This window comes from Shewanella vesiculosa, from assembly GCF_009994065.1.
GTDB classification, from domain to species: Bacteria; Pseudomonadota; Gammaproteobacteria; order Enterobacterales; family Shewanellaceae; genus Shewanella; species Shewanella vesiculosa.
The window spans coordinates 342,156-363,778 of record NZ_JAACSD010000004.1 but is presented as its reverse complement, the minus strand read 5'-3'; the positions used below and the strand labels follow the sequence as shown (position 1 = coordinate 363,778).

Genomic DNA, 21,623 nt, shown 5'->3' with positions numbered 1-21,623 from the left:
CTTACTGACTCTAGCTAGGTTATTTTCCGATATTTATGCTCATTATGTCGCGAACGATAATAATGTTTGCGCGTCATAACCTCAGTTATCCCCATCGAAATGACCCAATAACAAACCGCTAATATTAGCGATTGCTGAAGGTGATGTAGCTCATAAAAGCTGACATTAGTGCCAAAAACGGCTGTTGATTTACAGGGTAAAGCGTAAACTCATCCTTAACATGTAAAATTTATACATGAATAATATTTAAGGAGTAGAGTTATGTTTTGTGTGCAATGTGAGCAAACCATTAGAACACCGGAAGGCAATGGCTGTAGTTACTCGCAAGGTATGTGCGGCAAGCTAGCGTCGACATCTGATATTCAAGATTTATTAATTTATATGCTGCAAGGTGTGTCGGCTTACGCAGTTAAAGCCCGTGAGTTTGGCATTGTAGACAGCGACATTGATGTGTTTGTCCCTAAAGCCTTTTTTGCCACACTGACTAACGTCAACTTTGATGATGACCGTTTAATTGATTATGCCTATCAGGCTCAAACCTATCGTGACCAATTAAAAGCGGCTTATATGGCTGCCTGTAAAGGCAAGGGCGTAGAGCCAGAAATGGTTAGCGCCCAGGGCGAGTTATTGCTCGGCGCTTCAAAGCCTGAAATGTTAGCCCAAGCACCCATGGCACTGCCTAATCGTGGTGACGTGCATGAAGATATTCTTGGCTTACGTTTATTATGTTTATACGGTTTAAAAGGTGCGGCTGCTTATATGGAGCATGCTCGCGTATTAGATCAAACTGACGTTGATGTGGCTGCTGAGTTCCATAACATCATGGCATTTTTAGGCGAAGACTCTATTGATGCTGACAAATTATTTGCTACAGCAATGCAAATTGGCCAATTAAACTATCGCATTATGGCGATGTTAGATTTAGGCGAAACCACCTCATTTGGCCACCCAGAGCCAACGCAAGTAAATACCAAATCTGTTAAAGGCAAGGCGATTTTAGTGTCTGGCCACGACATGAAAGATTTAGAGCTTATTCTGCAACAAACCGAAGGCAAGGGCATTAATGTCTTTACTCACGGCGAAATGTTACCCGCTTTGGCTTACCCAGCATTTAAAAAATACTCGCATTTAGTCGGTAACTACGGCGGTGCTTGGCAGAATCAGCAAAAAGAATTCGCCACTTTCCCTGGTGCAGTGGTGATGACCTCAAACTGCATTATCGACCCTACAGTGGGTGAATACTCTGACCGCATTTATACCCGCAGTATTGTCGGTTGGCCTGGTGTGACCCATGTTGAAGGTGATGACTTTAGCGAAGTGATTAACAAAGCACTCGCGCTTGAAGGCTTTATCTATGATGAAATCCCTCACATTATCACTATCGGTTTTGCTCGCAATGCATTAATGGCTGCAGCACCAACAGTGGTTGAAAACGTTAAGAATGGTTCTATTAAGCACTTCTTCTTAATTGGTGGTTGTGATGGTGACAAATTAGAGCGCAATTACTTTACAGACTTAGCTAAGTCTGTGCCTGATGATTCAATTATTTTGACCTTAGGTTGTGGTAAGTACAAATTCAATAAATTGGAATTTGGCGACATTAACGGTGTGCCACGCTTGTTAGATATTGGCCAGTGTAATGATGCTTATTCGGCGATTCAGTTAGCGTTAGCGTTAAAGGACATTTTTGAATGTGACCTTAATGATTTACCGTTAAGCATTGTGTTGTCGTGGTTTGAGCAAAAAGCGATTGTAGTGTTGTTAACCCTGCTATCTCTAGGGGTGAAAAACATTCGTACAGGCCCAAGTGCACCAGGGTTCTTAACTGAAAACTTGGCAAATATCCTTGAGCAACAATTTGGTTTACGTACCACTACCGATGTTGAATCAGACTTAAAAGCGATGATCAAGGTAGCGTAATCCTGTCATAACAATCGTGCATCTAAGCCAGGCTTGTTTGCACGATTACGACTAAAACGATATGAGATTTTCATATTGCTATCTGTGTTTTTTACTGCGTTAAAGGTATCTAAATGAGTAGTACTCCCTCAGTTGGTTTTTCATTTTCACAAGCGCTTTGTGCCCAAGCGGCTAAATCTGTTACACCTGTTAACGAGGCCCCCGTTATCAAGACCACGCCAACGCTTGAATCTACAGCACAGGTTAGTCCGAAAGCACTTTTGGCTGCCGATAACTGGCAACGAGGCGAGGTACAGCTTTGCTGTGTTGAAAAATGGCATGAAACCCACGATGTGGTCAGCTTTCGCTTTCAGGGCCTTACACCGGTTAAATTTAATTTTAAACCGGGGCAGTTTATTACCTTTAAGTTAGATATTAATGGCGACAAGGTTTATCGCAGTTACACTATTTCATCGTCACCTTCACGACCATTTTCACTAGTGGTGACGATTAAAAAAATCGCTGGTGGCGTGGTGTCTAATTACTTAACTGAGTCGCTCAACGTAGGTGATGAAGTGACAGTGACTGGCCCAGATGGGATATTTAACTTGGTCGACATTGAGGCCGATAAATACTTATTTTTAAGCGCCGGTTGCGGTGTGACGCCAATGCATTCTATGTCGCGCTGGCTTTGCGATACCACCACCGATAGCGATATTGCCTTTGTACACAGTGCCAAAACGGTCGATGACATTATATTTGCCAATTCAATGGCGTCGATGGCATCTCGTAGCCAATATTTTAATCTTAATTATGTACTTGAGTCTGATGATAATCAGCAACATTTGACTGATAAATATGCCTCTACAAGTTGTGAAAGTGGTCGTTTAAGTTTAGCAACCTTAGTTAAGTTAGTACCAGATTATCAACAGCGTACCGTATTTGTGTGCGGACCTGAGCCCTACATGGCGGCAGTAAAATTAATGCTTGAAGCCGCCGAATTTGATATGAGTCAATTCAATCAAGAAAGCTTTGGTGCCAGTAGTGCCATGGGGTTGAAAGCTGCATTAGAAAGTAATCCATCAACCGAGCAGTTTATGTTGAGTATAGGTGACAAACAGGTGCCGTTAAGCGGCGATCAAAGCCTACTTGATGGTATCGAGTCAGCAAAGATACCGATAATTGCCGCATGTCGTTCTGGCGTATGCGGTGCGTGTAAATGCCAGGTTGTTTCGGGCACCACGGTATCGTCTAGTCAAATGGCGTTAACGCCAGACGAAATTTCCGCGGGGTTTGTGTTGGCCTGTTCAACTAAAATAACCTCGAATGTACGCTTACAAATGTGATTAGGGTAAATATCTCCCTATTTGTAGCTTCAACACTTAGCCTGTAAACATTTAATGCTACGAGTCTACTCTTGGTTACGACTAATCTTGTGAGGTGATCGAGGTGATTAAGTATTGTTGGGCAAAATCATCAGCATCTACTGGTTTACCCAAATAATAACCCTGCCAGATGTTGGCGCCTTGTGTCGCCACAAAGTCGGCTTGAAATTGATTTTCAACGCCTTCTGCAACCAATGATAACTGTAAGTTATTTGCCATGGCTATAATGGTGCTGACTAACTGTCGGCTCTGTTCTGAGGTATCAAGATTGCAAATAAAACTGCGATCAATTTTAACCGAATTAAACGGATAATGTTGTAAGTAACTGAGTGACGAATAGCCAGTACCAAAATCATCTAACGATAAACGGATCCCGTGCTGATTTAACTTGCTCAATACATCTTGGGCACATACTGTATCGTGGATTAACGCATTCTCGGTCAGCTCAATTTCAAGTAAATGGCCAGGTATTTTGTATAACTCAAGCAAGTTAACAATCTTGTCGACCAGGTAGCTGTCTTTTAGCTGTATGGGTGACATATTGATCGCCAGATAAAAATCTTGATTATAGAGTTCTCGCCAATAAGCTAATTGTTTCAGCGCACTTCTTAATACAAAATAACCCAGTTCAATGATCTGTCCTGAATGTTCTGCAATTTCAATAAATTCAGTTGGTGAAACTTGGCCTAACGTTGGGTTATGCCATCTTATCAGCACTTCAGCACCGACAACATTTTTGCTTTGTGTGCATACAAACGGTTGGTAATGTAACGACAACTCATCGCGTTTAAGTGCGCCTCTTAGTAATGATTCCATTTGTATGCGACTAGACAGTTCAGATTCCATTTTTTGGTTAAAGAACTTATAGCTATTACTATTACCTGTTTCACAATGAGACAGAGCCGCACTGGATTTTCTGGATAGGTCCATAAATCGGCTACCATCGTTAGGATAAAATGCGACTCCCATTGCGGTGGTAACGGATAATGACAAGTCTTCGACATAAATTTCTTGGCCAAAGTGCTGACATAATCGACAGCAAAAATTCGCTATTTTATCCGCGAACAGCCGTTTTTTTGTGGTGATAACGATACAGAAGGTCGTCTCACTGACAATGGCAAGATAGGTGTTATTCGTCATAAAGCGTTGTAGCTTTTGCGCCACTATACTTCGCACTTTTTCACTGATGTCATAACCTAAACCGTCTTGAACGACTTTTAAGTTGGTGATGCTGAAATGGATTACTGAAATACAGGTAAATTCATTTTTTGTCGTCAGTTGGTTAAACATGGTTTCGAGCTGATTGAATTTAGGCAAGCCAGTAACGATATCAAAACGTTGTTGAATATCTAATAGTTTTTCCGCTGCAACTCGTGAGTCGATTTCCTGCATTAATTCATTGTTAAGCTTCTCTAATTCAAAAGTCCGCTGCGCAATACGAGTTTCTAATAGTAAGTTGGCTTGTACCAGTTTTTCCTTTTGATCAAGTATTTCTAGATTACTTTCAACATTTTTACGAAAGCACTCCAATAGCATGATGATGTCGGCGGAGTAGCCTTTTGCTTTTTTGTCTGATACGCAAATGGTGCCAAAGGTCTCGCCGTTGGGCCAATTGAGTGGTAAGCCGTAATAAGAAATCATCCCATGGGCAAGATCTGGATTTTGGCTCCAAAGGGGGTCGTTTAATGCATTCTCAACGTGTAATTCAGTTTGCTGTTCAATCACTGATTCACAATATAAGCCATGGCCTAGCTTGCCCTTCATCCCGGGTGTATATGGGTTATCGGTGTTATTGTTGGCGACACAGACTTCCACTTCATTAGCATGAAGTTTCATGATCAATGATGCTGGCACTTTAGCGACCTTGGCGATGAGGTCGACAGCCGTTTGCCAAGACGTTAGCATTTCTGGCGGTATTGAAATGGTGTTATTTTTCAACAACATTATGACCTCTTATTTTATTGTTACTCAAAAAACATACTGTTTGTACGTAACGAGATACGTCAACAGGTCGCCACTCTGTAACATTGGCGAATTCGAGATTATTAACATTTAAAATAGTGAATCGTTACAAATTATTTTAAAATCAAATGCTTAAAATTGTTGTGTAAAGTGCAACGAGATAGTGTGAGGCCTTGAATGAAGGGAAATACTGGTTGGGTAATTTCTAAAGAGTCCATTGTGATGCTACATAACGGGCTAACTGCCGTAGCTACTCTTTCATCCATGAATCTCGCATCGATCCCTTACAACGTACAATAACAAACTAACATAAAATACTATCACTATGTTGGTTATTAATGTTTTTGTCACGAGTTCGAGCGCAGCTGGTCTGGTTATATGGATTAGCTTGGCATTGATAGTGTTTAATTTAGTGTATAAAAAAATCATTCAAAAATGACTTTTATCTCTTTGCTTACAAGCGCTTATTTTATAATCAAATTTGCTTTTTTTATAAGCTGGATTTGATAGTGAAACATGAGCTTGGCTAATAGTCAGCTTGGATCATAAAGCCTGCTTTATTGGCAAAGCAGGCAAGCAATGTGCGGTTAGAGCTTTTGTTAAATTTAGTATTTAACCTGAACTTGGGATCAGAGGTCGTTATTTGTTGTTAAATGACATCACATAACGATTGAAGGTCAACTCGCCATCTTGGTATTGGGAGTGGTAGGTCATTCCTAGTTTAGTCGCAACATTAATTGAACCGCTGTTGGCATCGGCTACATCGGCATAAACAATGTCTAAATTCATATGTTTGTTTGCGTATTCAATACAAGCCTTATTAGCTTCAGTGGCTAAACCTATCCCCCAATAATCTGGATGTAAGCGGTAGCCAATATCAATGGCATTGATGCGGATTTCATTTTTAAAACCGCAAAACCCAATAACAGTATTGCTATCTTTAAGGACCACAGCCCAACGACCAAAACCGTACTGTTGATATTCAACTAACCAAATATCACGAATGATGTTTTCTGCATCTTGCAACCTTGTGCACACTCCCGCATCGCCAGTGTAACGATTAACCTGCTCAGGGGTATTAAAGTGCAATACTGCAGGAGCGTCTTCAAGAGTAAATTCGCGAATAATTAACCTTGGCGTTTCAGTAATGACTTTCATTATTTTTCCTTTTGATTGGTTTCCCTGCTTATCCTCTGTATGACCACAATGAGTTAATCTTTTAAGCGATTACCAGGAAATTAAAACCCATTACAAAGTGTCCTAAGCTTGTGGTAGGTTAACATATTCAATTTCCGACAATTAAGAATAATATGGCCTGCCTTCGTGTTGTTTACCCGTTATTAGCGTTAGCGATTTCAGCTGCGTCACTGTCACTGTCATTGACAGCAGCTGCAAGTGAACTTGATCAATCTGTCACTAAAGCTTTGCCTAAACTTGAGCAGCTTTATTTACATTTGCATCAACACCCTGAATTGTCATATCAAGAAAAAGCCACTAGTCAACGTATGGCGCAAGAGCTTAAACAACTCGGTTTTGAAGTGACGTCAAATTTTGGTGGTTATGGTGTGGTTGGCATTGTTAAAAATGGTAATGGGCCAGTGGTGATGATCCGCGCTGACATCGATGGCTTACCTATTATTGAACAAACGGGCAAACAATATGCCTCGACCGTGACCACAGTAGATGCCAGTAATAATACCGTGGGGATTATGCATGGTTGTGGCCATGACATTCACATGACCAGTTTAATTGGCACTGCACAACAATTGATGCTTCACAAAGCCGATTGGCAAGGTACGTTAATGATGGTGGCTCAACCAGCAGAGGAGGTCGGTGGTGGTGCAAAAGCCATGCTTAAACAGGGGTTATTTGATCAATTCCCAACACCAGATAGTATTATTGGTTTACATGTTAGTGCATCAATTCCAGCAGGAAAAGTCGGCACCGTAAGCGGTTATGCCTTGGCGAATGTTGATTCGGTTGATATTACCATTAAGGGGAAAGGCGGCCATGGCGCTTATCCGCACGCAACCATCGATCCGGTTGTTATTGCTGCGCGCACCGTACTTGCACTGCAAACCATTGTTAGCCGCGAAGTGTCACCATTAGAGCCTAATGTGGTAACTGTTGGCTCGATCCATGGTGGATCAAAGCACAATATTATTTCCGATGAGGTCAAGCTGCAACTGACATTACGCTCTTACAATCCTGAGGTTCGTGAGCAGCAAATAGCGGCGATTAAACGGATTACTTCCGGTATTGCAATAAGTGCAGGTTTACCTGATGAACTTATGCCTGTGGTGTATGTGCATGATGATGAAACTATCCCTTCAACGTATAACGATCCCTCATTAGCCGCTAAGGTTAAAGCCAGTATTGAAGCCGAGTTAGGTCGTGATAATGTGCTGGTCGCACCGCCAGTAATGGCTGGCGAAGATTTTGGTTTATATGGACTCACGCCAGAGAAACGTCCTATTACCTTATTTTGGCTTGGCGGGGTCGACCCTAGCCTGTATCAAGCGAGCCTTGAGTCTGGCGATACCTTACCGTCTTTGCATTCGAGTCAGTTTGCACCAGATTATCCGTTAACGATTCGCACAGGTGTAAGAGCGATGACGCGCACAGCGATGGATTTATTTAATCAGCCAGCGCAATAAATGCCAAGTGTTCAGCGATAGGATTTCCTTTAGCGATAAGTGGAATAGCAGCTATAATGGCGGCTATTCTCATTTTTAACCCCGTGGGCAGTATATGATTGTTTTTACAACTAATCTTGGCGATTTTACCGTAGAACTGGAAATGGAACGCGCGCCAGTTTCATCAAAGAACTTTTTAAAATATTGCCAAGACGGCTTTTATGAAGGAACGATATTTCATCGAGTGATTAAAGGCTTTATGGTGCAAGGTGGTGGCTTAACTGCCAAAATGAAAGAAAAACCCACTCGTGACCCGATTGCCAATGAAGCCAATAAAGGCTTGAAAAACGTGATCGGCACATTAGCGATGGCGCGAACAGATGCACCACATTCTGCTACTGGGCAGTTCTTCATTAATGTTGCCGACAATGATTTTCTCGACCATGCAGCCATGACTAATGCTGGCTGGGGTTATGCTGTATTTGCTAAAGTCACAGCGGGGATGGATGTTATTCAGCAAATGGAGCGGGTGAAAACTACCACCATGGCTGGCCATGAAGATGTGCCGAGTGAACCTATTATTGTTGAGAAAGTGACTATTATTGACGAAAAAACCGTGGCTTGAGATTGTTGATTTAAGAGTTTTGATTCAGTGACTTGAATCAATTAACTTACTTAACGTTTCAGTTTTAGCCTGTGCTTAAAGGCATAAATATAAAAAAGGTTCGACAGTGATGTCGAACCTTTTTTTGATCGGCAATTAACACCAAATTACATTAAAGTGTGAAACGGATACCAATGGCAACGCCGTCATCTTCAGACACTTCCATTCTTGCTTGTTGTGCTTTATCTGCGCTGGTGAAATCGCTGTAATCACGACGAGCTTCAATATACACAACAGTATCTGGATCAAATACATAATGTAAACCTACTACGAAAAACTGACGTTTGAACATGTCATTTGGGTCAGCATTATAGTTAGGTTGGATGACATAGTTAGTGCCAGCATCCAATATGTTATACGACAAGAACGTACGAATATTGTTATCAAACTTGTATGAGAATAATGATTCAAGACCTACAGCGTCGTTAATTAAACGGCCGATATTGTCGGTGTCATGATTTTCATTTTTGTTGACGTTGGCAGCAGCATAAAAACCATTCTGGTCAAAGTTGCCCCAAGTAATGCCCATGCCGTAAATAAGATCAACAGCAGTAGATGAAGTGCCATTACCAAAGGTCACATCAAACTCACCGCGGTTAACACCAGCAGTTAACACTAATTTGTCTGTTGCTTGATAAGTTACTGCACCACCATAGGTGTAGTTATACTCAACTTGTTGCGCAGAAGGTGAACTTGCTGCCCATAATTCTTCACAGGCATCTTGAGTAATATTTTCAACATCGCAAGTATAGAAAGCGCTGTTTTTAAGTTGCGCCTGTACTGCAAAACTGACATCGCCAAAACTGTTACGATATTGAACAGTTTTGTCGCCACGACCAACACCGTTTACCGCGCCGTCATCTTTGTTATAAGTATAAACACCGGCAGTGTTACCGTCCCACACAAAACCATAGTTGGTACTGTATACCACGTCATACCAAGCACCCCACTGCTTGCCAATTGTGATGCTACCGTATTTGTCGTGTGATAAACCTGCATAGCCAAGACGGTTATAGAAAAACTCTTCTTGGATTGATTCAAAGCGGTTGTTATACACAATATCTGTGCTGCCTACAGGGTTTACACCCCATTCAAGCAAAGCGTATGCTTTCCAATCATTTTGTAATTGACGACTAAAACCAAAATTAATTCGAGAAGCACCGTTAACAACTTCTGTTTCGCCTTGGGTATTGATGACGCGCGCATCGATAAATCCGCCAATTTTAACAGCATTGACATCATCTTTATAAATTTCGATTGCTGAGGCCGAAGGGATAACCAGAATGGTTGAAATCAATGCTGCAACTAAAGTTTTATTCATTTTAATCTCTTGTCTTGTTATTTGAGTAAGCACAGCTTAGTCCGTTAATATATCTTTCCATTGAGACGACGGAGAGTAGCAAACCATCAGTCGACTAACAAAGTGAAATATGCTCAAAAAAGGCGATATACATCATAAAATGCATTGTTCAATGACTTAGCTAAAGCTCGTGTTAATAGAGGGTTGGGTGCCAGTTAATAATTGTAAGCAAATGTTAATTGGTGGTTGCTTATGCATGTAAGGTAGTTTTTTACCCAGTCATAGTGGTGTGCATTTTATCTATAATTAATTTGATGTAGATCGCTACTTTATTCTTCAAATGTCATACGCTTAATTAGGCACTGTTATCGATTTTTCGGGAGCAACACTATGCACATGACTTTGCAGTTTTTCGGCGCAACGGAAGAGGTCACTGGATCTTGCCATTTACTCACGATCAATGGACAGCAAGTGCTGCTTGATTGTGGCTTAATTCAAGGGAGTAAAGCTGACGCGTTACGTAATCATGATCCTTTTCCATTCGATGCGACACAAATCCATGCGGTAGTATTAAGCCATGCACACATTGATCATTCCGGCCGTTTGCCTTATTTGATTAATCAGGGTTTTACTGGCCCCATTTATACTCAAAAAGCCACCGCGCAGTTATGTGATGTCATGTTGCGCGATGCGGCCATGCTGCAAGAAAGAGATACCGACAGGCAAAATAAAAAACGAGCTAAACATGATTTAGCGCTGCTTGAGCCGTTATTTACTGAGAAAGATGTCGAGCAAGTGATGGCACAATTTGAGGTGGTAGATTACGGTCAACGAGTGCAGGTTGCCGATGCGGTAGAAGTTTGTTTGTCTGATGCCGGGCATATTCTAGGTTCTGCTGTGGTTGAGTTGTGGTTAGGCAATAAACCTGAGCAAAAAAAACTGGTGTTTAGTGGTGACTTAGGCCGAGCAGGCATGCCTATATTGGATGACCCAACCTTTATTGAACAAGCCGATTTGGTGTTGATGGAAAGCACCTATGGTGATAGAACTCACCGCAGTTGGCAAGATACCTTGGTCGAGTTGAAATCCATCTTCAAAGATACGATTCATCAGAGTCGTGGCAATATTTTAATCCCCGCATTTTCGGTTGGGCGTGCCCAAGAGTTGTTATATTTGTTTCATTTATATGCCAAAGAGTGGGATTTATCTGGTTGGCGTATTTGCTTAGACAGCCCTATGGCGATAAAGGCTACTGAGATATATGTTAATAATTACCCATTAATGGACGATGATTTTAAGCGCTTTACCCGCTTATCTCCCGGGAAGCATCCCTTGTTGTCTTGCGCTGAGTTTATTAATAGTACCGAAGAGTCGATAGAGCTAAATGATATTCATAAAGGGCTGATTATTATTGCGGGCAGCGGTATGTGTAATGGCGGCCGTATTCGCAATCATTTTGTGCATAATTTGTGGCGTACCGAAGCCGATATTATTATTTGTGGTTTTCAAGCACTAGGTACACCCGGGCGACTATTAGTGGATGGGGCAACAGAACTCACTATTCATGGCCAGAGCGTTAAGGTGGCTGCCCGTCTTCATACTGTAGGGGGCTTATCTGCTCATGCCGATCAAACCGAATTACTGAGTTGGTATCAGCATTTTCATCAAGCACCCCCAGTGATTTTGGTGCATGGTGAGTCAAAAGCGCAACAAGTATTAATTGAAGCATTGAATCAACACGCCACTCATAAACCGAAAAATAGTGCCATTGCCCAGCGCGGAGATTGCTTAGATTTAAACGCTTTGCCTGAGTTGGTATGGCTGAATAAGGCAAGTGAATCTAATGAGACACCAGAAACGTGATTCGAGTTAATGTGTTATTAAGTGATCGATTGCTTAGCCTGCGGGTTAAGCATCAATTTCGTGTTGCAGTTTTTCAATATCATCTAAAATACGCATAAACTTTTGCCCAAACTCGGTTACCTCGTATTCTACTCTAGGTGGAATTTCAGGATAGTTGGTTTTATTTAAAATGCCGAATTCGATGTTTTTCTTTAGGCATTGATTCAACACTTTAGTGCTCAGGCCTTCAACCGATTTGACCATTTCACCAGGGCGATTGATGTTATTAGCCAATAACTGATACACAGTTAACGACCATTTGCAGCCGTAAATGGTTTCAACCATACGAGCACTTTTTTCTGGCGCCGATTTTCGGGTAAATAATTTTTCGTTTGTATTCATTAATATGTACCTAAAAGTACCCATGTAACCGATTTGTACTTACTATTCAAAAGGATAGTTTACCAATAAGCTTACCACAATTACTATTACATTAGGTGCGAACACATGACGAATTTAACTTCAAAAACAGCGCTAATTATTGGCGGTACGAGTGGTATTGGTTTTGAAACGGCTAAGCAATTAGTCACTCAAGGTATTGATACCATTATTGTGGGTAACAAGGCTGATAAGCTTAATGCGGCTGTGGCGCAGCTATCATCATTAGGACATGTTAGCGGATTTCAAGCTAATTTATACGACGCAGAAGACTTAGCACTTTTACTCAAGATGATCGACGCAACTGATCATCATATTGCACACTTAGTGAATGCCGCTGGATACTTTAATCCTAAGCCATTTTTAGAGCATCAAGTGAGTGATTACGATATTTATATGGAACTTAACAAAGCGATTTTTGTTATTTCCCAAGCAGTTGCTAAAAACATGGTTAAACATGGCGGTGGCAGCATAGTGAATATTGGGTCTATGTGGGCTAAACAAGCCATTAAAGCCACACCATCAAGTGCCTATTCTATGGCTAAAGCAGGTTTACATGCGTTAACTCAACACATGGCAATGGAACTGGCAGACAGTCACATTCGAGTGAATGCGGTATCGCCAGCCGTTGTTAGCACGCCAATTTATGAAGCATTTATTGAGCCACAAGATATGACCGGTGTGCTTGAAAGCTTTAATGCATTTCATCCTATCGGCAGAGTGGGCAGTCCGACCGATGTTGCTAATAGCATAGTGTTTTTGTTATCAGAGCAAGCATCTTGGGTGACCGGAGCCGTGTGGGATATTGATGGCGGCGTAATGGCTGGCCGTAACTAGTTATACTTCAAAAGGCCAATGCAGTCGCCATGATCGTTACTGTTTGGCTATCGCCCTAATATCTAACCGAGTGTTGAGTATCCGACGATTAAGTTGTCGCGATGCGCTAATGCGCAGGTTGAGGTATTAATGTTTGATGTTAGTTGGCAAGGGGCGATCTGGTTCGCCCTTTGTTAGCAGAGGTCATCTTTTGAGACTGATTAGATTAAATCACATTTAATAAGCGTTAATATTTCATTCTATAAATCACTCTGACACGTTAAGCTATGCACAAATAAGTGATGTGAGCAGCGTGATGAAGTTAGTTAACATAGATAAAAGCCGATACCGTTCAGTTAACAATCAAGTGCAAATCGGCTTAGTGGCAACACTGGCTATTTTATCTTTGGTGTTTGGCCAACTGATGATTTATTTCTTTGGCGTTAAACAGCTCGCGGGTGTTGAGTCGACGGGCAATTTCCATCTGAACTTTACCGGTTTTATTTTAGCGATAATGGCGTGTAGTTTATTAGTTAGAAATTTACGTCATAAGCCCAGATTTTATGAAGTGTATTACGTGTGGCAGTTAAAGCAGCTACAAAACAAAATTTTCCGTAAACTGAAATCAGTACAACAAGCCGCCAAAGATAATAATCGCGATGCGTTAGTGATACTGAGTTTCTATTATCAAAGTTTATCTTTAGTTTATAACTTAGATAACAACACCTTAACTATATCAAACGTCAATAATGAATTGGAAAAACTCCAACAGTGTATTGATGCTGCTGGATATTCAATTGATGTAGAAGAGTTTACTCCCGAGATGTTGCAAGCTTTTTAGTACCCTCTATTTTACCTACAATAAGGAGCCATGATGTCAATATTGGCAGATATTCCTTTTTCATTACTCGAACTTGCGCCGATGCGCGAAGATTCCACCATATCAGACACTTTACAAGGTAGTTTGCGTTATGCCCAACACGCCGAAAGCCTTGGTGTTAATCGTTTTTGGTTAGCAGAGCACCACAATATGCCGGGCATTATTTGTTCGGCTACTTCGATTTTAATAGGTTACATTGCCGGCGGTACCAAGCACATTCGTGTTGGTGCTGGTGGTATTATGTTGCCTAATCATCCTCCTTTAGTGGTAGCAGAGCAGTTTGGCACTTTGGCTAGCTTATATCCGGGACGAATTGATTTAGGCCTGGGCCGCGCACCAGGCAGCGATCCGGTGACCAGTTTAGCGCTTAATCGTGATAATCAAAGAGCAGAGCATTTTCCTGATGAAGTGAGCGAGTTGCAGTCGTTACTCGGCCCAAGTCAACAGCGTGAAAATCGTCACGATAAAGCAGTAAGGGCGATCCCTGGAGAGGATACCAATGTGCCGATTTGGTTATTAGGCTCTAGCTTATTCAGTGCTAAATTAGCCGCTCAGCGTGGTTTACCTTATGTGTTTGCAGGCCACTTTGCGCCACGTTTTCTGTCTGATGCCATAGCGCTTTATCGACGAGAATTTACTCCTTCTGCCGTGTTGGATAAACCTTATGTGATGGTGGGTTTGCCTTTAGTAGCCGCGCCTACCGATGCTGAGGCTCAGCATCTTAGTACGACCTCTAAACAACGTATTTTAGCGTTAATTCGTGGTCAAGAGATGTGGCTGAAGCCGCCAATCGATAGCATGGATGGTTTATGGAGCGAACAAGAAAAAAACTATGTTGATAGCTTTTTAAGTTTGTCTATTTGCGGTGGACCCGCAACCATTAAACATCGTCTAGAAGTGTTTGTTGAACAGCTTGGTGTTGATGAGTTGATGTTTACTAATGATTTGTATGACAGCGAGCATCGTTTACGTGCCCTGGATATTTTAATGAGCGTGAAACAATAAAATAGTTTGAATCACATCCCGTAAAGATGGATTAAAGCGCTCACAGTTTGTGAGCGCTTTTTTTATGTCATAACAAATCAATGTTCATTAATAAAGTGGGCGCGAATGATTTCTAATATGGCTATTTGGGTTGCCTTGCCATGTTGATTGAATTGATTCATATTAAGTTAATCAATGACTACACGGAATGTTGCCAATGTTGAGCGTTAAGCGTTTATGCCACCCGAAGCTTGCCTTATTATTCTGTACTGTTTTACTTAGTGCTTGCTCTGTCCATTCAAAAAATAGCCAACACGCTTCTGATTTACCGCAGTTTAATCAAGCACTGATCCATTCCACTTCTACTGAAAATGTCCCTGAGATTGCTAGTCTGACGTATCTGTCTGAAGCACAGCGACAAGAATTAGCTGCATTTATCGCCAAAGATAATATTAAAGCACTGCCCAATCGCTTAAAAGTGTCTGAGTTCATTAACCATAAAATGACTAATTTTAATTATGAAGGCAAAAATTATACCAGTACTGAGTCATGGAAGAATCAATCTGGTAATTGTATGGCATTGGCATTATTGACCTATTCAGTTGCAAAAGAATTGAATGTCTATCCGGTGTTTCAAGTGGTTCATGCTGCGCCAATATTGACCAATATTACTTCAGATATTCTTGTCACCTCAGACCATGTGCGCACGTTTTTGTATGACGAGAAACCAAGTGGGCATTTTTTTAGTGGCGGCACTGCTACTGTGATTGATTATTTTCCGGATCGTTTTGATCGCACTGGTGCCATCGTCTCAGAATCTGAATTTTTAGCGATGTTTTATCGTAATTTAGCGGCCGATGCCATGCTAGCAAAACAGTATGAATTTGCTTTTATATTACTTGAGCGAGGGTTAATGCTAGCGCCAGATTATGATGCTTTGATCAATATGATGGCCATTACTCATCGGCGCTTAGGCGACGAACAGACAGCTGAAAAACTCTACCTGCATGCCCTTGATATTAAGCCGAATTCCTTGGCAGTATTAAGTAATTATCGCCTATTACTGGAATTACAAAACAGAGTTGTAGCAGCAAAAAAGATCGACCAATACTTGTTGTCGCTTGAGTCGAGTAACCCATATAGCTACTACAGTTTGGGTATTGAGGCATTGGAGTTCAAAGATTATCAAACCACAGTCACCTTCCTCGAGAAGTTTATCGATAACGCGCCTTATTTCCATCCGGCTTATTTTGCGCTGGCCAGAGCTCAATTGGGCCTAGGCAATACAGAAAAGGCTCAGAAAATATTAAAAAAAGCGATAGAACTGACTGATATGCCAGACAGTAAAAAGTATTATTTAGCAAAATTAGATATGTTAAACAATGTGTCTGATTAGCTTTTGACGCTTCATACCACAGTTGCTTACAAGCATGACAACCTTTGACATCAACATAAAAAAACCAAGACAGATGTCTTGGTTTTTTGGTGTTTAAATCAGTGAAACTAATTTATAACAGCTTAAATAGCTTGGCCATTTACGGTTAATTTCACATCAATATTGCCACGTACCGCGTTTGAGTATGGGCAAACTTGGTGCGCTGTTTTAACTAACTGTTCAGCTTCTGCTTGGTCTAAATCAAGTTCAACGGCTAGTGCCACTGTCAATGCAAAGCCACCATTATCATTGGCGCCAATACCGACCGTCGCTGTGGTTGGAGCCGCCTTGATAGCCACTTTAGTTTGGCCAGCGACATGCAAAATTGCGTTAGAAAAACACGCTGCATAACCTGAAGCAAATAACTGTTCTGGGTTAGTAAACTCACCACTACCACCCATTTCTTTTGGGTAGCTTAATTGTAAGTCGACTTTTTTGTCGTCGGTAGAAACTTGGCCATTACGACCTGCAAGAGCTGTAGCTGAAGTTGTGTATAACGCTTTCATAATAGACCTCATAAAGTAGTTAAAGATATTGTTGTATCAATTCTGTTGATTGCCCTGGCTGATATCTACACCATCTAGATATCTCATCATTAATCAGTTAATGATATTAGGTTGCGTGCAATCTAATTGTGTTCACTATAGGCCTAGTTTTTTACTTTTGCAACTACATTGTGTGCAATTTAATTTTCTATTATGTCTGCCTATCATGATTTGATTAGCATAAAGAGTATTTTCATCGCGGTATCAATTTGATTAGCTTGTCATTCTTCTGTCACCTTTATGTCATCATTTGCTTTCACAATAGCATCTCATTAGACCTCTTAGGCAATGCTAAGCATCGCCATATAACAGCTAACGATAAAAAGGATAGGCTATGAAACGGTTTGTAAATCGTCGAGATTTTCTGGCAATGTCAGCCAAAGGCGTAGGCGCGGTAGTCGTGTCGTATGGATTAATGGGCTGCGGTAGTGATGATGACGATGCAGTATCGGCTCAGTTTTTACAAGGTGTTGCCAGTGGCGATCCCGCCACCGATGCGGTGATTTTATGGACCCGTGTTACGCCTGATATTGACGCCGAGGTTACCGTTTCATGGGAGGTTGCCACCGACAGTAAGTTTACTCAGTTAGTCACTAACGGCCAAATGACAACGACTAAAGATCGTGATTATACCGTTAAAGTTGACGCGGTCGGACTTGAAGCGGGACAGCAGTATTTTTATCGTTTTAAAGCTGGCGATACAGTGTCAGAAATTGGCCAAACGCGCACCTTACCAGAGGGCAGTGTTGCATCGGTAAAGCTAGCGGTAATGTCATGTGCTAACTTCCCCGCGGGTTACTTTAATGTATACGAAATGGCGGCGCAGCAAGATGATTTAGACGCTGTGGTGCATTTAGGTGATTATTTATATGAATACGCTCGTGGTGAATATGCCAGTGAGCATGCCGTTGAGCTAGGTCGTGAAGTTCTGCCGGCCGGTGAGTTATTTCTACTAGAAGATTATCGCACCCGTTACAGCCAATATCGTAGTGACGCCAGTTTACAAAAACTGCATGCTAAAGTGCCATTTATCACAGTGTGGGACGACCATGAAGTCGCTAACGATACTTGGAAAGACGGCGCCGAAAATCATAACGATGGCGAAGGTGATTTTGATCTGCGCAAACAAGCCGCACTGCAAGCGTACTTTGAATGGCTGCCTATTCGACCATGGAGTGAAGGTAACCATGAGGAAATTTACAGAAGTTTCAATTTCGGTAATTTGGTTGATTTGCACATGCTCGATACTCGGGTATTGGCTCGTGATAAGCAATTAGAATATAGCCAATACATTGATGCCACGACAGGGGCATTTAACAGTGCCACATTTTTAACTGATGTGACGGATACTAACCGTACTTTGCTAGGCCAAACACAGCTTTTGTGGTTACAGCAAACCTTATTGCAGTCTACTGCTAAGTGGCAAGTACTGGGTCAGCAAGTGTTAATGGCTAAGATGTTAATGCCAGCCGCTATTGCAACCCAACAAATGAGTATTCCGCAGTTTGCTGAATTAGCAGGAATCGCGCAATTAGCCGGTCGCGCTCAAGCAAGTGACCCAACATTAACCGCAGAAGAATTAGCGTATTTGCAAGCTAACCAAGCTAGGTTAACTCCAGAGGTTATGGCCCTGCTTCAATTACCTGCTATTCCATATAATTTAGATGCTTGGGATGGTTATGCTTACGAGCGTGAAGTGATTTTAGCAACCGCGAAATCGTTAAATCACAACTTGGTGGTTATTGCTGGTGATACCCACAATGCATGGGCGAGTGAATTAACTGACAGTGGCGGGGATGTCGTAGGAATAGAATTTGCCACCAGTTCGGTATCTTCTCCTGGGCTTGAGTATTATTTGGGATTGTCAGATGCTGAAATGCCGTCAACAGAAGCCGCCATTGTGAGTTTGATTGCCGATCTTAAATATGCCAATTTAAAAGACCGCGGTTATTTATTGCTGAGCTTTACGCAAGATGAAGTGCGCAGTGATTGGCAGTATGTAGATACTATTTTAGATAAAACCTTTGCTCGTTTAGACGCGCGTGGCTTCAGCGCCACCAGCACAGCAGGTAATCCTAAAGTGACTGCGGTGTAATAATGCTTGGATAATGGTCGCAATTTAGGCCGTGGCCATTTACGCCTATTTACTCACAGATAAGCTCTCATTTATATAAGAGATAACATTCAGCCACCTTTAGGTGGCTGAATGCATTATCCATAAAGCAGATAACGAAAATTAATTTATCGTCAAGGCGACGATTTTTAATGGATGATTGTCATCAAAGGCTGGGAAGTCAGGGTGACAGTGAAGCCACTGGCTGCTAGTGACTGTGCGGCCTTGTTTTTCAACACAACGCACTAAGCTGTCGTACCATGCTTGGCGATCCACTTTAGCGACATTATTACAGCAAACTATAGTGCCACCGGCTTTAGTTATCAGCACTGCTGGCTTAAATAGGCCTTGGTAATCATTGACCAGATCGACTATACCAAAAGCACTCTTGGCAAAACGCGGGGGATCTAAAAACACTAAATCAAATTGAGTCGCGCGCAGTTTTGGGTATTTTGGCAGTTTTTGATTACGACGTCCGCCGATAGGTAAACCGGCTAATTGACGCAGTGCCGGAAACGCATCACTTTGGACAAACTCACACACATCAGTGACATTATTTAACTCGGCATTTTTTTGCCCAGCAGCCAATGCAAACGATGAGAAGTCGACATTCATGACGCGTCGCGCGCCGCCCATTGCCGCAGCAATACCAATGCCACACGTATATGAAAACAGATTTAATACGGTTTTATCTTGGCTATTGTTGCGAACAAATTCGCGGCCAATGCGCATGTCTAAAAACAGTAGTGGGTCTTGACCTTCATGACGTAATTTAGAGGTAAAGGCTATACCATTTTCATGGATAACTTGGGTTGATTGTGAGTAATCTTGGGCTTCATTTTCGCTATGGTTAGCAATGCGAGAATGGCTGCCTGAGCGATCGTTATATACGATATGGAAATCAGCATGGGCGCTAAGGATGCTTGATATGTCTTCAAGTTGTTGCGCCGTTAGCGTTTGGTGAAAGGTTTGGATTAACCATGCATCGCCGTAGCGGTCGATGTTTAAGCCATTTTCACCTTCAACAGTGCCATGAAAAACGCGATAACAATCGGTCTTATCGTGGGACGCTTGCTCAAAAAAAGCACTTCGTTTGGCTAGCGCATCGGCTAAAACAGCTTGAATAGACATGGGGGCTCGTTAAATGGTGTGGCAATTGGCGCGGATTATAGCAAACATTCCCATTTAGTGAACTTACGGCAGAGACTATTCCTCAGGCAGGTATACCTTAAAGGTTTTGTCGGCAATGATTTTGCCATTGAGGGTTAATGTCATGCGCCAGTTACCAAGTTTGTTGTTAACCGGCGCCCAGATGCAATCACCCAGATAAAAGCGCCAATCATTTTCCTTGATAAACACTTCACCCTCAAACGGTGGGCGAATGTTACCGTCATCGTCAGGAATGTCAGGATGATAAATACAGTAAGTTAGTATCTGGTTTTTGGCTTTTTTGATGCAAGTAATAAAGCCAAATTCAGTATCGATAAGGGCGGGCACATGGACCGTTGCCTGTAACAAGCGCGGTAGCTCGTCACTACTATTGTCCCACTGGCTAAAAATCCCACTGTAAATAATACTGACATCCGCTTTTAATTTACTCAAGCGCTACCCTTATTCACTCTAGTGTTGATCATTTAAGTGTTTAATTGCCGCTTGTAACGCGAATTCATAACCTTGTGCGCCTAAGCCACAAATAACGCCCTGGGCTTTGTCAGAAAAGTACGAATGGTGTCTAAATGGCTCACGGGCATGTACGTTGGATAAATGCACTTCAATAAATGGAATAGCCACGCCGAGTATCGCATCGCGCAGAGCAACACTGGTGTGAGTAAAAGCAGCAGGATTGATAATAATAAATTGTGCATCAGTTGCATGAATCGCATCAATAAGCTGGTACTCAGCATTGGACTGAATATGTTCAAGTTGAACGCCAGCTAGGGCCGCATTTTTGCTTAACTCGTCAACAATAGTTGTCAGGGTTTGGTGACCGTAATGCCCTGGTTCGCGACGGCCAAGTAGATTTAAATTAGGACCGTTGATCAATAAAATTTTTAGGGTTTGGCTCATAATGGTTCCTGTAAACATCGCAAAGTAAGTCGATTTAATCTGCAGCACAAAAGCGGTTAACAAGCATTCTTACCGAAGACGGTTATTAGGTAAACCAAAAAATGCTCAACTCGCGCATAAGGTTAAACGATTGAGCGATGGAAGAGACACTTTTTATTAATAGTCAGATTTATTTTGGCGCATTGCCTTAGTGGCACCGCGTTGTTTCTTTGTTTCAATACGTCGTTTTTGACTGCCTTTTGTTGCTCTGGTGGGGATACGAGCTTTTTGCACAATACCCACGCTTTTTACCAGCTCAATAAACTGTTCTAATGCCGTTTGACGGTTAAAATCTTGGCTGCGTGATTGCTGACACTTTATAATGATCTTACCGCTTTTAGTTATGCGATGGTCGGCTTTTTCGAGCAGTTTTTGTTGATAAAACTCAGGTAAAGACGATGAGGCAATATCAAAGGTGAGTTGAGCGGCGGTAGAGACTTTATTAATGTGCTGGCCACCCGCACCGCTTGAGCGGACAAATTGCCATTCAATTTCGTTGTCTTGCAATATGACTCGTTGAGTAATTTGTATCATTCGGGTGTGGTCGTCCCCTTAAATTGATTATCGATAAACCTATTCTTATACTTAATATTTCAAAAGTACGAGGGTTTATTTTAT

The 21,623-nt window shown here is 41.8% G+C and carries 19 protein-coding genes; 10 read left to right on the top strand and 9 right to left on the bottom strand.

The window, feature by feature from the left end:
• Positions 1-261 precede the first annotated feature (261 nt).
• Together hcp and GW828_RS03860 are read left to right on the top strand one after the other, a co-directional pair.
• Complete coding sequence (gene hcp / locus GW828_RS03865) at positions 262-1,920, top strand: hydroxylamine reductase (protein WP_182696800.1); 1,659 nt, start codon at positions 262-264, stop codon at positions 1,918-1,920.
• A 113-nt stretch (positions 1,921-2,033) separates the two neighbouring features.
• Positions 2,034-3,245 carry an FAD-binding oxidoreductase gene (locus GW828_RS03860; protein WP_273057848.1) on the top strand — a complete coding sequence of 404 codons (1,212 nt, stop codon included), beginning with the start codon at positions 2,034-2,036 and terminating at the stop codon, positions 3,243-3,245.
• A gap of 81 nt (positions 3,246-3,326) precedes the next feature.
• On the opposite strand, the gene GW828_RS03855 is transcribed toward GW828_RS03860, so the two are convergent.
• Both GW828_RS03855 and GW828_RS03850 read right to left on the bottom strand, forming a co-directional pair.
• The gene (locus tag GW828_RS03855) at positions 3,327-5,228 is read right to left on the bottom strand and encodes a sensor domain-containing phosphodiesterase (protein WP_273057849.1); all 1,902 of its coding nucleotides are present in this window, start codon (positions 5,226-5,228) and stop codon (positions 3,327-3,329) included.
• A 657-nt stretch (positions 5,229-5,885) separates the two neighbouring features.
• A complete protein-coding gene (locus tag GW828_RS03850; RefSeq protein WP_124015193.1) occupies positions 5,886-6,404 on the bottom strand; it encodes a GNAT family N-acetyltransferase in 519 nt (172 codons plus the stop codon).
• Positions 6,405-6,556: 152 nt separating this feature from the next.
• On the opposite strand from GW828_RS03850, the gene GW828_RS03845 reads away from it, so the two are divergent.
• The gene (locus GW828_RS03845; RefSeq protein ID WP_273057850.1) at positions 6,557-7,903 is read left to right on the top strand and encodes a M20 metallopeptidase family protein; all 1,347 of its coding nucleotides are present in this window, start codon (positions 6,557-6,559) and stop codon (positions 7,901-7,903) included.
• Positions 7,904-7,997: 94 nt separating this feature from the next.
• Entirely contained in the window at positions 7,998-8,507 is a 510-nt protein-coding gene (locus tag GW828_RS03840; protein WP_273057851.1) for a peptidylprolyl isomerase, read from the top strand.
• Between the two features lie 151 nt (positions 8,508-8,658).
• On the opposite strand, the gene GW828_RS03835 is transcribed toward GW828_RS03840, so the two are convergent.
• On the bottom strand, positions 8,659-9,867 hold the full coding sequence (locus GW828_RS03835; protein WP_124015190.1) for a porin: 1,209 nt from the start codon (positions 9,865-9,867) through the stop codon (positions 8,659-8,661).
• A gap of 369 nt (positions 9,868-10,236) precedes the next feature.
• On the opposite strand from GW828_RS03835, the gene GW828_RS03830 reads away from it, so the two are divergent.
• Positions 10,237-11,709 carry an MBL fold metallo-hydrolase RNA specificity domain-containing protein gene (locus GW828_RS03830; RefSeq protein ID WP_273057852.1) on the top strand — a complete coding sequence of 491 codons (1,473 nt, stop codon included), beginning with the start codon at positions 10,237-10,239 and terminating at the stop codon, positions 11,707-11,709.
• A 45-nt stretch (positions 11,710-11,754) separates the two neighbouring features.
• On the opposite strand, the gene GW828_RS03825 is transcribed toward GW828_RS03830, so the two are convergent.
• Positions 11,755-12,090 (bottom strand): winged helix-turn-helix transcriptional regulator, encoded by a 336-nt coding sequence (locus tag GW828_RS03825; RefSeq protein ID WP_124015188.1) that lies wholly within the window; start codon positions 12,088-12,090, stop codon positions 11,755-11,757.
• 105 nt (positions 12,091-12,195) lie between these two features.
• On the opposite strand from GW828_RS03825, the gene GW828_RS03820 reads away from it, so the two are divergent.
• The 4 genes from GW828_RS03820 (at position 12,196) to GW828_RS03805 (ending at position 16,202) form a co-directional block, all read left to right on the top strand.
• Positions 12,196-12,963, top strand: coding sequence for an SDR family NAD(P)-dependent oxidoreductase (locus GW828_RS03820; protein ID WP_273057853.1), 768 nt, complete (start codon positions 12,196-12,198; stop codon positions 12,961-12,963).
• 295 nt (positions 12,964-13,258) lie between these two features.
• A complete protein-coding gene (locus GW828_RS03815) occupies positions 13,259-13,783 on the top strand; it encodes a DUF3087 domain-containing protein (RefSeq protein ID WP_273057854.1) in 525 nt (174 codons plus the stop codon).
• A 33-nt stretch (positions 13,784-13,816) separates the two neighbouring features.
• Positions 13,817-14,827, top strand: a complete 1,011-nt coding sequence (locus GW828_RS03810) for an LLM class flavin-dependent oxidoreductase (protein ID WP_124015185.1) — start codon at positions 13,817-13,819, stop codon at positions 14,825-14,827.
• Positions 14,828-15,023: 196 nt separating this feature from the next.
• On the top strand, positions 15,024-16,202 hold the full coding sequence (locus GW828_RS03805; protein ID WP_273057855.1) for a tetratricopeptide repeat protein: 1,179 nt from the start codon (positions 15,024-15,026) through the stop codon (positions 16,200-16,202).
• A 122-nt stretch (positions 16,203-16,324) separates the two neighbouring features.
• Here GW828_RS03805 and ohr read toward each other — a convergent pair whose 3' ends face one another.
• Positions 16,325-16,747 carry an organic hydroperoxide reductase Ohr gene (gene ohr, locus GW828_RS03800; protein ID WP_182696790.1) on the bottom strand — a complete coding sequence of 141 codons (423 nt, stop codon included), beginning with the start codon at positions 16,745-16,747 and terminating at the stop codon, positions 16,325-16,327.
• A 373-nt stretch (positions 16,748-17,120) separates the two neighbouring features.
• Here ohr and GW828_RS03795 point away from each other — a divergent pair, with 373 nt between their 5' ends.
• Positions 17,121-18,881: an alkaline phosphatase D family protein gene (locus GW828_RS03795; RefSeq protein WP_273057856.1), complete on the top strand. Its 1,761-nt coding sequence runs from the start codon at positions 17,121-17,123 to the stop codon at positions 18,879-18,881.
• A 141-nt stretch (positions 18,882-19,022) separates the two neighbouring features.
• Here the strand turns inward: GW828_RS03795 and GW828_RS03790 are convergent, their stop codons facing one another.
• The 4 genes from GW828_RS03790 to arfB form a co-directional block, all read right to left on the bottom strand.
• Positions 19,023-20,030 carry a class I SAM-dependent rRNA methyltransferase gene (locus tag GW828_RS03790; RefSeq protein ID WP_273057857.1) on the bottom strand — a complete coding sequence of 336 codons (1,008 nt, stop codon included), beginning with the start codon at positions 20,028-20,030 and terminating at the stop codon, positions 19,023-19,025.
• 75 nt (positions 20,031-20,105) lie between these two features.
• On the bottom strand, positions 20,106-20,501 hold the full coding sequence (locus tag GW828_RS03785; protein WP_273057858.1) for a DUF3859 domain-containing protein: 396 nt from the start codon (positions 20,499-20,501) through the stop codon (positions 20,106-20,108).
• 18 nt (positions 20,502-20,519) lie between these two features.
• Entirely contained in the window at positions 20,520-20,966 is a 447-nt protein-coding gene (gene aroQ / locus GW828_RS03780; RefSeq protein ID WP_182696786.1) for a type II 3-dehydroquinate dehydratase, read from the bottom strand.
• 156 nt (positions 20,967-21,122) lie between these two features.
• On the bottom strand, positions 21,123-21,539 hold the full coding sequence (arfB, locus tag GW828_RS03775) for an alternative ribosome rescue aminoacyl-tRNA hydrolase ArfB (RefSeq protein ID WP_124015178.1): 417 nt from the start codon (positions 21,537-21,539) through the stop codon (positions 21,123-21,125).
• Between the last annotated feature and the right edge of the window lie 84 nt (positions 21,540-21,623).